The organism is Streptomyces filipinensis, assembly GCF_014649495.1.
GTDB classification, from domain to species: Bacteria; Actinomycetota; Actinomycetes; order Streptomycetales; family Streptomycetaceae; genus Streptomyces; species Streptomyces filipinensis.
Window position 1 is genome coordinate 1 of record NZ_BMTD01000019.1, and the last position, 12,163, is coordinate 12,163.

Genomic DNA, 12,163 nt, shown 5'->3' on the forward strand with positions numbered 1-12,163 from the left:
GGACCCTGTGGGAGAGTAGGACGCCGCCGAACAATTTTTGAGAAAGGCCCACGCCATCTGGCGTGGGCCTTTCTGCGTTTATGCTCGACCGCATGCGCTATGACCTTGTCATCTTCGACAACGACGGTGTTCTCGTGGACAGTGAGCCGATCTCCAATCGGCACCTGGCCGCCTATCTGACCGAGCTGGGGCACCCGACGACGTACGAGGACTCCATCCGGGACTACATGGGGTCGGCCATGCACCGGATCCACGAACTGGTGCTGGAGCGGACCGGGCAGCGGCTGCCGGACGACTTCGACGACGTCTTCCACGCGCGCGTGTTCGCCGCGTTCGAGCGGGAGTTGCATCCCGTCGCAGGCGTCGAGGGGGTACTCGAGAAGCTGGCCGCGGACGGGATGCCGTACTGCGTGGCCTCCTCCGGGAGTCATGCGCGGATCCGTGTCGGGCATCGGACGACCGGCCTCGACCGGTGGTTCGCGGAGGACCGCGTCTTCAGCTCCGAGGACGTGGGACGGGGGAAGCCGGCACCCGACCTGTTCCTGTACGCCGCGGAGCGGATGGGTGTGGCTCCGGCACGGTGCCTGGTCGTCGAGGACTCTCCGCTGGGCGTACAGGCGGCCGTTGCGGCCGGGATGGATGTCTTCGGGTTCACCGCGATGACGCCGGCGGCAAGGCTGGCGGGGGCGAACCAACTTTTCTCGTCCATGGGGGAGTTGGCCGACCTGCTGGTATGACCTGAGCCATCGGGCCGGACCTGACAATTGTCATGCGGACGTCCGGACGATCGTTTCTACCGGCGCACCCCCCGCAGCGGCGAAGCTGAGGGCATGACGAAGAACACGGGGGCCCAGGGCCGGACCGAGCAGCAGAAGCAGAACCCGAGCGTGCTGGACAACTTCCTGCCGCTGGTCCTGGACGTGGGGGTCCCGCTCGGCTCGTACTACCTGTTCAAGGATGCCCTCGGGATGAGCACCTTCGCCGCGCTCGCCTGGAGCAGTGTGGTGCCGGCGGTGCGGACCGTGTGGGCCCTGGTGAAGGAGCGGAAGGCGAACGGACTCGCGGGGCTGATCCTGGCCGTCAACCTCGTTTCGCTGCTGTTGACCTTCGTCTCCGGTGACCCCCGGCTGATGCTCGCCAAGGACGGCGTGGTCAGCAGCACCGTCGGGATCGGGATCCTGCTCTCCGTGCGCATGGGCAAGCCGATGATGACCGCGGGCCTGAAGCCCTTCCTGGTGAAGGCCGACGCGGCCAAGGAGGCCGCCTGGACGCGGCTGACGTCCGGAGCGGCGGCCCGGTCCGCGGAGTTCCTGCGCAAGGAGCGGGCCTACTCCGTCGTCTGGGGCCTGGCGCTGCTCACCGAGTGCGTCGCACGGGTGGTGGGTGCCTACACCGTCCCCGTGGACACCATGGTCTGGCTCGGCACGGTCTTCGTGGTCGGCGCGATCGGGATCGGCATGCTCGTCGGCGGTGGACTGGCCATCGAGCCGATGCAGGAGATGCTCAAGGCCGAGACCGAGTCCGGAGCCGAGGTCGGCGAGGCCGGGGCCACCGCGCCCGCCGCCGCCTGACCCACCCGTACTCACCAGGTAAAGCTGAGGGAAATTCATCTTTGGCTGGATCTACCCACCGGTAGCCCGGGGCCCTACGCTCGCCGCCATGACAGATGTGCTGCGGCGCGGTAGGGCCTCGCTGGCGTTCGGCTTCTTCGCCCAGGGCGCCACCTTCGCCCTGCTCGTGACGCGCATCCCGGCGATCCAGGACCGGTACGGCATCTCCGACGCGCTGCTGCCGGTGTTCCTGGCCGCCGTACCCATCCTCGCGGGTGTCGGCAGTGTGACCACCGAGCAGCTGGTGAAGCGGATACGGCCCAGCCGGCTGCTGCGCTGGTCCCAGCCGCTGGTGCTGCTGGCGCTGCTCGGGGCCGGGGCGGGCGGGCGGATCGCGGAGCTGGCGGTGGCACTGGGCGCGTTCGGGCTGGCGGTGGGGGCGCTGGACGCCTCCATGAACATGCTGGGGGTGAGCCTGCAGCGGTCGTACGGGCGGAGCATCATGCTCAGCTTCCATGCCGCGTACAGCCTGGGCGGGATCCTGGGCGCCTCGCTGGCGTGGGTGGGGGCGCACTGGCATCTCGCGCTGTGGGTGTCGTACCTGCCGGTGGTGGCCGTGCTGCTGCCCGCGACGCTCGTGGGGAGCCGGTGGTACGTCGACGGCGAGCCGGCGTCCGTGGGTCAGGAGCGGGGCCAGGGGCAGGGCGGGGGTGTCGTCTTCAGGCTGCTGTTGCCGCTGTGCCTGGTGATGACCTTCGCCTACATCGGGGACTCGACCGTCTCCAACTGGAGCGCCAAGTACCTGAAGGACGTGCTGGGCAGCTCGGAGCAGCTGGCGACCGTGCCGTACAACGTGTACATGGTGACCACGCTGCTGGGGCGGGCCATCGGGGACTTCGGGGTGCGGCGGTTCGGGGCGGTGGCGGTCGTACGGCTGGGGACGCTGGTGGCGGCGGGCGGGTTCGCGGTGGTGGCCTCGGCGTCCGGGGCCTGGGTCGGGATGCTCGGGTTCACGCTGCTGGGTCTGGGGTTGTGCGTGCTGGTGCCGCAGACGTTCGCGGCGGCGGGCAGGTTGTTCCCGGGCGCTTCGGATGCGGCCGTCGCGCGGCTGAACATCTTCAATTACGTGGGCTTTCTGGTCGGTTCGCCGTTGGTGGGGGCGCTGGGCGACGCGTGGAGCTACCGGGGGGCGATGCTTGTGCCGATGGTGTTGGTGCTGGTGACGTTGGTGTACGCCAGGTCGTTCGCCGCTCAACCGGACCGATACGGTGGCGGGCATGAGCGGCCGCGCACAGCTGATGTGGGACGAGGCAGTAACGGGCTATGACTTCGGCCCGGACCATCCGATGGATCCGGTCCGGCTGGCGCTGACCCGGAAACTGGTGGCTGCCTTCGGGCTCGACCGGGAGATGGAGGTCGTCGCGGCCAAGCCGGCCGGGGAGTCGACGCTGCGGCTGGTCCACCGGGAGGACTACATCGACGCCGTGAAGGCGGCCTCGGCGGATCCGGCGCGGGCCCTCGGGGCCTACGGGCTGGGGACTGTCGATGATCCCGCGTTCGCGGGGATGCACGAGGTGTCGGCGCTGATCGCCGGGCAGTCCGTGGGGGCGGCGGAGGCGGTGTGGCGGGGGGACGCCGAGCATGCCGTGAACTTCGCGGGCGGGCTGCATCACGCGATGCCGGGAGGCGCGTCGGGGTTCTGCATCTACAACGACGCCGCGCTGGCCATTGCCCGGTTGCTGGAGCTGGGGGCCGAGCGGGTCGCCTATGTGGACGTCGACGTGCACCACGGGGACGGGGTGCAGGCGGCGTTCTGGGAGGATCCGCGGGTGCTGACGATCTCGTTGCACGAGCACCCTCGTACGTTGTTCCCGCAGACCGGGTGGCCGCAGGAGACCGGGGCGGACTGTGCCGAGGGCTCGGCCGTGAATGTCGGGCTGCCGGCGGGGACCGGGGACGCGGGGTGGGTCCGGGCGTTTCACGCGGTGGTGCCCGAGCTGCTCGCGGAGTTCCGGCCGCAGGTGCTCGTGTCGCAGCACGGGGCCGACACGCACTTCGAGGATCCGCTGGCGCATCTCGCCGTGTCGCTGGATGCGCAGCGGGCGGTGCAGGTGGCGTGTCATGAGCTGGCGCACGAGTACGCCGGGGGGAAGTGGATCGCGCTGGGGGGCGGCGGGTATGCGGTGGTCGATGTCGTGCCGCGGTCGTGGACGCATCTGGTGGGGATCGCGGCGGGGAGGCCGGTGGCGCCCGAGGCGGTGATTCCCGAGCCGTGGCGGCAGGAGGTGTTCGCCCGGACCCGGCAGTTGGGGCCGCAGCGGATGACGGATGGGCGGTGGCCGGTGAACTGGGCGTCGTGGGAGTCGGGTTACGACCCCGCTGATCGCCTGGACCAGGCCGTACGGGCCACTCGCCAGGCGGTGTTTCCGTTGCGCGGGCTGCTGCCGTGACCCTTCCCGGCCGTTAGGCCAACCGTGCGGACTTCGTCCGTTCCCGTCCCCTCGCCCGGTCCGATGCGTCACGATCGCACGCATGTGGACCGGCGGAGCTCTGCGCGCGCATCTGCTGGCTGTCCGGCTCGCCGGGGAGATCGGGACCTCGCGGGAGGACAGTCTGCGAAGTTACCGGCTGTTCGCCGCCCGGGATCCGCGGGTGCTGATCGGCATCGACCCCGAAGGGGTCTGGGGGCAGCGGGACGTGCTGGGCCTGATGGCGGAGAGGTGCGGGGTCTCGGCCGATCCTCGGCACACTTCGGGTCCGGATGTGATCGATCCCGAGCGGACGCTGGCCGCGCTGGACGCGTTCGCGGGACGGATCGGGGAGGCGGCGAGGCGGGGGGCGCCGGTGTTGTTCGGGACCGGGCATCCGCAGCGGCTGCTCGGGTTCTACGCAGGCTTGGCGGACGCGCTCTCGGCGGCGGGGTGTGCCGTGCTCACCCCGGCGCAGGGTCGCTGTGTCGACATATTGACCCGGTTCGGTCTACGTACGTGTGCACTGGACTACGCGCGGGGGGTCGGGTTGGTGCGGGAACCCGGTGGTGGGCGCCCCGGTTGTGAGCCGGGCGTGCACTGTCATTCACCGCTGCCGGTTCGGGTCGTGCTGGAGGCCGCGGCGGCGGGTGGGGGGCCGTTGCCGGAGCTGGTCGTCGGGGACCACGGGTGGGTCTGCGGTGCTGGTCAGCTGGGGTTCGAGGCGATCGGTCTGGCCGACACCGATGATCCGGCGCTGTTCGTGGGGGAGGCGGAGGGGCGCGTGTCCGTCGTCGTTCCGGTTGATGACGGCGTGCGGTCTGATCACTACCGGCCGCTTACCCGCTACGTACTCAAACGAGCGAGTCTGTCACAGTAGGCCTGCGATGGGTGCACCTCTTCCCCACTTGCATCACCCGCCCCTACATTGGGGAGTGAGCACGCAACGACGAAGAGTCACCGGAAGGGGAAGCCGGTGGCCGTCGAGTGCGGAAGGTTCAGGTGTGTCATGGGTGCAGCTGGCGAGAGGCCTCTGAACGAGGTTCAGTTCCTTACCGTGGCGGAGGTCGCCTCGGTGATGCGAGTGTCGAAGATGACCGTGTACCGCCTGGTGCACAGCGGTCATCTGCCCGCGATCCGGGTGGGGCGGTCCTTCCGCGTCCCGGAACAGGCGGTACACGAGTACCTCCGTGACAGCTATGTGGGGGTGGAGACGGCCTGACGACGACCCCGGGTGGCCGCGGGTGACCTGGGGTTACCCCCTCGATTACGACCTGGGCGCTCGGTTGGGTAGGCTAGCCCCTCGTAGGTCGTGTGGGCCCATGGCGCCCAAACAACCGAGTGATGAGAAGTGAGCGAGGGTAGTCGTGGGCTCTGTTATCAAGAAGCGGCGCAAGCGGATGGCCAAGAAGAAGCACCGCAAGCTGCTCAAGCGCACGCGCGTTCAGCGTCGCAACAAGAAGTAAGCGACGCGCGAGAGCGTGTCAGCGTGTTTCTGTGGCCTCCCATCGCACTGGTGGGAGGCCACAGCCGTTTCCGGGGCACCCGTCCCACCGGGTGAGCCGGAAGTTCCGATGAGTGAATTTCCGTCACCTCATGCATCGGGCGGTCATCACAGCGCAACATCAACCCGCTAGGTTGGCCGTACGCATCACGTACGAGGGAAGGCGCTGATCTTGGGGAAGGTCGTGCTCGTCACCGGAGTGGCCCGGCAACTGGGCGGCCGGTTCGTACGGCGGATCCAGCGGGATCCGGAGGTCGACCGGGTGATCGCCGTGGACGCGGTGCCGCCGGCGCACCATCTGGGCGGGGCGGACTTCATCCAGGCCGACATCCGGCAGCCGACCATCGCCCGGGTGCTCGCCGAGACGGGCGCCGACACGGTGGTCCACATGGACGTGACGGGTACGGCGCTGGGCAGCGGCAGCCGGGCCACGGTCAAGGAGACCAACGTCATCGGCACCATGCAACTGCTCGGCGCCTGCCAGAAGTCGCCGGCCGTGACGCGGCTGGTGGTGAAGTCCAGTACGAACGTGTACGGGTCGGCGCCGCGTGATCCGGCCGTGTTCACCGAGACGACTCCGCCGAAGTCGCTGCCGAGCGGTGGGTTCGCGAAGGACACGGTCGAGGTCGAGGGGTATGTGCGCGGGTTCGCCCGGCGTCGGCCGGACGTCGCCGTGTGCGTGCTGCGGTTCGCCAACATCCTCGGGCCGGCCGCGGAGACCCCGCTGGCCTCCTACTTCGCGCTGCCCGTCCTGCCGACCGTGTTCGGCTACGACCCGCGGTTGCAGTTCGCGCACGAGGACGACGTCATCGAGGTGCTGCGGATCGCCTCGCACGAGCCCCGCCGGGGCACCCTCAACAGCGGCACGTTCAACATCGCGGGCGACGGCGTGCTGCTGTTGTCGCAGTGTTCCCGGCGGCTCGGGCGGCCGACCGTGCCGCTGCTGCTGCCCGCGGTCACGTGGGCGGGTTCGCTGGTGCGTACGCTCGGTATGACGGACTTCTCGCCGGAGCAGATCCGGCTGCTCACGCACGGGCGGGTGGTGGACACGGTCCAGATGCGCGAGACGCTGGGTTTCACGCCCCGGTACACGACGGCGGAGACGTTCGAGGACTTCGCGCGCGGCCAGGGCCCGGGTCTGGTGCCGCCGGAGGCCCTCGCGGGGGCCGTCGACCGGATCGCCGCGCTGGCCGCGAGGGGCGGCGGCCGGCTCACCACGCACAGCGCCAACTGAGGAGAGCGGCAACGATGGCGGACGCCAAGGTCATTCCGTTCGACGACGACCGGTCCCGGGGCAGCGCCGTGCAGCGCCCGGCGCGGCGGCGCGGCGCGGGCAGTCGGCGCGGCGCGCTCGGCGAGGCCGGGGAGATGGGTGAGGTTCAGCCTCTGCCGGGCCGGAGCGGGGGGCAGGAAGACGGGTCTGTGAGCCGTGCGGAGGGGCCGTTGGAGCGGTCGGGTGACGGGGGGCGGGACGCGGGCCTGGAGCGGCGTGTGGCGGCCGGGCTGGCCTTCCTGCGCCGCCGGCTGACCGGGGACTACGACGTCGACGACTTCGGTTACGACGAGGAGCTGACCGACCAGGTCCTGATGTCGATGCTGCGGCCGGTGTACGAGAAGTACTTCCGGGTCGAGGTGAAGGGCATCGAGAACATCCCGGCGAAGGGCGGGGCGCTGATCGTCGCCAACCACTCCGGGACGCTGCCGCTGGACGGGCTGATGATGCAGGTCGCCGTGCACGACCGCCATCCGGCCGGCCGTCATCTGCGGCTGCTGGCGGCGGACTTGGTGTTCGTGCTGCCGGTGGTCAACGAGCTGGCGCGCAAGCTGGGGCACACCCTGGCGTGTGCGGAGGACGCCGAGCGGCTGCTGGCGCAGGGCGAGCTGGTCGGGGTGATGCCGGAGGGCTTCAAGGGCATCGGGAAACCTTTCAGCGAGCGGTACAAGCTCCAGCGGTTCGGCCGTGGCGGTTTCGTGTCGACGGCGCTGCGGCAGGGCGCGCCGATCATCCCCTGCTCGATCGTCGGGGCGGAGGAGATCTACCCGATGATCGGCAACGCGAAGACGCTGGCGCGGCTGCTGGGCTTCCCGTACTTCCCGCTGACACCGACGTTTCCCTGGCTCGGTCCGCTGGGTGCGATCCCGTTGCCGACGAAGTGGACGATCCAGTTCGGCGAGCCCATCCCGACGGACGGTTATCCGCCGGAGGCGGCCGAGGACCCGATGCTGATGTTCAACCTGACCGACCAGGTCCGGGAGCAGATCCAGCACACGCTGTACAAGCTGCTGGTGCAGCGGCGCTCGGTGTTCTTCTGACGCCGGTCCGGGGCCTGGTCCGGATACGACGACGGGGGCGCCCTGCTCGGAAAGGGCGCCCCCGTCGTCGCATCCGTGGGGGGCTAGTGCGTTTCCTCGCCCTCGATGCCCAGGCCGGGCAGGAGGCCCGGGAGGAGCGGGGGAAGGGTGACGTCCGGTGCGGTCGTCGGGGGCTTGCTGGTGGACGGTGTGCTGCTGCCGGGGCCCGTCTTCGGCGGCTCCAGCAGCCCGCCGGTGTTGCCGCCGATCAGGCCCTCGCCGCTGCTGCCGGTGGCCGAGCCGCTCGGGACTCCGGAGCTGGTGTGCTTGCCGGAGGCCGGGGTGTGGCCGGAGGCGCTGGGCGTGGTCGACGACCGGTGGGCGCCGGAGGAGCCGGTGGTGGCCGAGCTGGTGCCCTGCCGCTTGCCGTCGCTGCTCTGGGAGGGCGGCGGCGGGAGCAGGGACTGCAGCGGGGCGACCTCCTGGTCTATGGCGTCGAACACCGACGACACCTGCTGTTTGACGTCCCCGAGCTGCACGGGCAGCTTGTCGCTGAGCGCGCTCCAGACCTCGCGGTGGGACCGGGAGAAGGTGGACAGGGCCTGGATCGGGCCGAGCGAGCCGGGGTCCGCCTCATAGGCCTCGTGGAGCAGGCGGTGGCCCTCCGCCACGTCGTGCTGCATGCCGGAGAGCGTGCGGCGGATCTCACCGATGGACTCGTGGTCGAGCTGGCCGCCGCGGCCGCGGTCCATCAGCCGGCGGGCCTCGTTGAGCCGGGTCGAGGCCTGGTCGAGGTACGTCTGGCCGCGCTGGTCGTCGCCGTCGGTCAGGTAGTTGAGCTTGAAGTCCTCGATGCCGCGTTTGAGGCCGTACAGCGAGTCGCCGGGCAGGGCCTCGGAGCTGGCGGCGGCGACTCCGCCGAAGGCTCCTGCGGCCACGCCGACGCTGAGCCCGCCCGCGGCGAGCCCCTTGGTCAGCCGGGAACGCGGGCGGAGTTTGCCCAGCGGGCTCGCTCGGTGCGCGCCCCGGCCGTGCCCTCGCTGTCCGGGTACGGGCGTGTCCGCCGCCCCGGTGCCCTCCTGGAGCATGGCCTCCATCGCGGCCACCAGCTGGGCGCGCTGCACGACCTTGACCTCGGGATCGAGTTGCGGCTTGGGCAGTGCGCCGAGGTCCGTGGTGAGGGCCAGCAGCTCGCCCTGCTCGGAGCGTTCCTCGGCGGTCGGCGGGAATCCCGCCGGACTTTCGGACTGCTCGGCCGCCGTGTCCCGGTCGGGCTGCTCCTCCAGGGCCTGGGCGAAGGCGTTCGCCCGCCGGTGGGTTGATACGTTCGCGATCACTGGCGGCACCTCCTCTCGTCATGACGGTCGACTCCCCAGGGGGTCCTGAGGGTTGCACGCCGCGACCACTTCCACACGATCGAGTGATCAGGGTCGGCCAAGACGTGACCACAGGGAGCCTGTATCCCGCACAACGACTGGCGCGGCACTTGGGTTACGGACGGCGGATGACCGGTTCGGAAAGGCAACGGGCTTTCACGGAGCGTGAGTTGGGTGTTGCCCTCCGTGGCGGCGTGCGGGGCTGCGGCTCAGCGGGCGTCGTCCGGCAGAAGCCGGGCCAGGGTGCGTACGGCGCGGTACTGCAGGGTCTTGATGGCGCCCTCGTTCTTGCCCATGACGCGGGCGGTCTCGGCGACCGAGAGGCCCTGGAGGAAGCGGAGCGTGACGCACTCCTGCTGCTGTGGGTTGAGCCGGCGTACGGCGTCGAGCAGCGCGGCGTTCGACAGGGATTCCAGGACGGAGTCCTCCGGGGAGCGCTCGACCTCGTTGGCGTCGAGCATCTCGCCGGTGGTGACCTCCAGCCGGAAACGGCTGGACTTGAAGTGGTCGGCGACGAGGTTCCGGGCGATCGTCACCAGCCAGGCCCCGAAGTCGCGGCCCTGCCAGGTGAAGGTGCCGATCCTCCTGAGGGCCCGCAGAAAGGTCTCGCTGGTGAGGTCCTCGGCGGTGGCCCGGCCGCCGACGCGGTAGTAGATGTAGCGGTAGACCGTGTCGCTGTACTGGTCGTACAGCCGGCCGAAGGCCTCGGCCTCGCCCGCCTGGGCGCGCTCGACCAGGTCCATCATCCGGGCGCTGTCGCTGTCGGCGGCCGGACGGCGGGCGGTGGCGGCGCCGGCGGAGCGCCCCCGTCTGCCGACCGCGGCGCTGCCGTCGGCCAGTGCGTAGCACGGGCCGACGGGCGCGGCGGCGAAGGCGGGGACGGCGTACGCGGTGGGGACGAGGCCGCGCAGCGTCTCTTTGACCGTTGCGACTGTTGCGCGCAGCGTAGCCAGGCCCGAGGCGTCAACCCCGACGTGTGGGTACACGGGACTCCCAGAGGCAGAGCTTCCATCACGTGCAGTGCGGGACCGTTCACCCGTCGTAGCGACGGAGGGGTACCGGTTTGCGTCTGAGGAGAATAACGCTTCGTGCAGGCACTGCTACACCGAGTTGCTCAAATCATCGATTGCGTCGCTTCTTTTATCGATTGGCGCCGCATCAAGTGCCGCAGATTGACCGCTTGTTGATCGAAAAGCGGCCGGTTTCGGTGAGGTACGGGGCGTGTTGAAATGGCCGCGGCATAATCCGTGCGCGGTAACAGGGCGGTCGGGTTTGACGCGCCGCTCGCTCAGGGGTGCCACCGCGCCCGCCCGCGCCGCCCCCGGCGGCACGGCTGCCGGGGGGCGCGCAGGGCGCCTATCGGCGCCGTCGGCTCAGGGCGATGGCCGCCGCGGTGCCGCCGGCGACCGCGCCGACGCCGGCCGCCGCCGGGATGCCGACCTTGGCCGCCTTGCGGCCCGTGCGGTAGTCCCGCAGCCGCCAGTCCTGCTCGCGGGCGTGTCTGCGCAGCTTGGCGTCGGGGTTGATGGCGTAGGGGTGGCCGACCAGGGACAGCATCGGGATGTCGTTGTGGCTGTCGCTGTACGCCGCGCAGCGGGAGAGGTCGAGGCCCTCCGCCGACGCCAGGGCGCGCACCGCCTCCGCCTTCGCCGGGCCGTGCAGCGGCTCGCCGACCAGCTTGCCGGTGTAGACGCCGTCCACCGACTCGGCCACCGTGCCGAGGGCGCCGGTGAGGCCCAGGCGGCGGGCGATCACCTGGGCGATCTCCACGGGTGCCGCCGTGACGAGCCACACCTTCTGACCGGCGTCCAGGTGGGCCTGGGCGAGGGCGCGGGTGCCGGGCCAGATGCGGTCGGCCATGTACTCGTCGTAGATCTCCTCGCCGATCGAGGCGAGTTCGGCGACGCGGTGGCCCTTGACGATGGACAGCGCCGAGTCGCGGGCGTCCTGCATGTGCTCGGGGTCCTCGACGCCCGCCAGCCGGAACCAGGCCTGCTGCCAGGCGAACCTGGCCAGGTCGCGGGTCTCGAAGAACTTCCGCTTGTACAGGCCCCGGCCGAAGTGGAACAGCGCGGCACCCTGCATCACGGTGTTGTCGAGGTCGAAGAAGGCGGCCGCCTTGTCGTCGCCGATCACCGGGAAGTCCGGTTCCTCCTCGGCGACCTGCGGGGCCTGCGCTTCCTGTGACGACTTGCGGGCAGCCTCCGCCGAGGCCTCGCCTGCCAACACGCTGCGCGCCGTGGCGGAGCGCCTACGAGGAGTGAGCCATCCGAGAGCGGCCATGTCGTGAGCATAGCCAGTTTGTTCGGTGCTTCCGTCGGTCGAGAGGTTGGAAGCGTGTGAACTCTCCGCGACCTGGCCGTAAAACGGGCGCGCGGGCCGGGGTGTGGATCAGGGGCTCCGCGCGCGGGGAGGCGCCGGCGGGCGACGCGGGAGAATGGCCGGTATGAGTCCCCTTTTCCGGCGTAAGGCCGATCCCCGCGAGCGGCTCGTCACGCTGATCCGCAAGCCCGGCTGTCACCTCTGTGACGACGCCCAGCTCGTCGTCGACAAGGTCTGCGGCGAGCTCGGCGTGTCCTGGGAGCACAAGGACATCACCGAGGACCGTGATCTGCACGACAAGTACTGGGAGCAGATCCCGGTGGTGCTGATCGACGGCGAACAGCACACCTTCTGGCGCGTGAACGAGGAGCGACTGCGTCGGGCACTGACCGACTAGTCCAAACTGGCCCGGAAAGTCACTTAGGATCGACGGCGGTTTGGTCTCGGGGGCGGGATTCGTGAGGAGAGTGTGCGGGTTTGCCCCCAGTAACGAAGGAACGTCGGTGTGTATGCACCGGTTCCCGGCGAGGGCATCATGGGTGCGTGACCCCGGTCACTTCTGCCGGGCAAATCGGACACCATCTTTGTGCACGCGTTCACAAAGACATAGCCTGCTGTCGACGGGGCGGTCTGGGGACGCATGACCGCCCG

General features: G+C 70.2%; 13 protein-coding genes. 10 read left to right on the plus strand and 3 right to left on the minus strand.

Annotated features, from left to right (window positions below):
- Positions 1–92: 92 nt before the first annotated feature.
- The 9 genes from IE244_RS32445 (at position 93) to IE244_RS32485 (ending at position 7,835) form a co-directional block, all read left to right on the plus strand.
- Complete coding sequence (locus IE244_RS32445) at positions 93–737, plus strand: HAD family hydrolase (RefSeq protein ID WP_191877158.1); 645 nt, start codon at positions 93–95, stop codon at positions 735–737.
- A gap of 93 nt (positions 738–830) precedes the next feature.
- On the plus strand, positions 831–1,571 hold the full coding sequence (locus IE244_RS32450) for a VC0807 family protein (protein ID WP_191877159.1): 741 nt from the start codon (positions 831–833) through the stop codon (positions 1,569–1,571).
- An 88-nt stretch (positions 1,572–1,659) separates the two neighbouring features.
- On the plus strand, positions 1,660–2,877 hold the full coding sequence (locus IE244_RS32455; protein WP_191877160.1) for an MFS transporter: 1,218 nt from the start codon (positions 1,660–1,662) through the stop codon (positions 2,875–2,877).
- Positions 2,828–4,000: an acetoin utilization protein AcuC gene (locus IE244_RS32460; protein ID WP_191877290.1), complete on the plus strand. Its 1,173-nt coding sequence runs from the start codon at positions 2,828–2,830 to the stop codon at positions 3,998–4,000. The genes IE244_RS32455 and IE244_RS32460 overlap by 50 nt, the downstream gene beginning before the upstream one ends.
- Positions 4,001–4,082: 82 nt before the next feature.
- Positions 4,083–4,898 carry a phosphatase gene (locus tag IE244_RS32465; protein WP_191877161.1) on the plus strand — a complete coding sequence of 272 codons (816 nt, stop codon included), beginning with the start codon at positions 4,083–4,085 and terminating at the stop codon, positions 4,896–4,898.
- A gap of 129 nt (positions 4,899–5,027) precedes the next feature.
- The gene (locus IE244_RS32470) at positions 5,028–5,240 is read left to right on the plus strand and encodes a helix-turn-helix domain-containing protein (RefSeq protein WP_158727370.1); all 213 of its coding nucleotides are present in this window, start codon (positions 5,028–5,030) and stop codon (positions 5,238–5,240) included.
- A gap of 145 nt (positions 5,241–5,385) precedes the next feature.
- Positions 5,386–5,484, plus strand: a complete 99-nt coding sequence (locus IE244_RS32475) for a 30S ribosomal protein bS22 (protein ID WP_003948845.1) — start codon at positions 5,386–5,388, stop codon at positions 5,482–5,484.
- Positions 5,485–5,694: 210 nt separating this feature from the next.
- Positions 5,695–6,756, plus strand: a complete 1,062-nt coding sequence (locus IE244_RS32480; protein WP_191877162.1) for an NAD-dependent epimerase/dehydratase family protein — start codon at positions 5,695–5,697, stop codon at positions 6,754–6,756.
- A gap of 14 nt (positions 6,757–6,770) precedes the next feature.
- On the plus strand, positions 6,771–7,835 hold the full coding sequence (locus IE244_RS32485) for a lysophospholipid acyltransferase family protein (RefSeq protein ID WP_191877163.1): 1,065 nt from the start codon (positions 6,771–6,773) through the stop codon (positions 7,833–7,835).
- 83 nt (positions 7,836–7,918) lie between these two features.
- Here IE244_RS32485 and IE244_RS32490 read toward each other — a convergent pair whose 3' ends face one another.
- From IE244_RS32490 to IE244_RS32500, 3 genes are all read right to left on the minus strand, one after another.
- Complete coding sequence (locus IE244_RS32490; protein WP_191877164.1) at positions 7,919–9,151, minus strand: DUF5667 domain-containing protein; 1,233 nt, start codon at positions 9,149–9,151, stop codon at positions 7,919–7,921.
- Between the two features lie 248 nt (positions 9,152–9,399).
- Entirely contained in the window at positions 9,400–10,176 is a 777-nt protein-coding gene (locus IE244_RS32495) for an ECF subfamily RNA polymerase sigma factor, BldN family (RefSeq protein ID WP_191877165.1), read from the minus strand.
- 370 nt (positions 10,177–10,546) lie between these two features.
- Entirely contained in the window at positions 10,547–11,473 is a 927-nt protein-coding gene (locus IE244_RS32500) for an HAD family hydrolase (protein WP_191877166.1), read from the minus strand.
- 154 nt (positions 11,474–11,627) lie between these two features.
- Here IE244_RS32500 and IE244_RS32505 point away from each other — a divergent pair, with 154 nt between their 5' ends.
- On the plus strand, positions 11,628–11,909 hold the full coding sequence (locus IE244_RS32505) for a glutaredoxin family protein (RefSeq protein WP_191877167.1): 282 nt from the start codon (positions 11,628–11,630) through the stop codon (positions 11,907–11,909).
- The last annotated feature ends 254 nt before the right edge of the window (positions 11,910–12,163 follow it).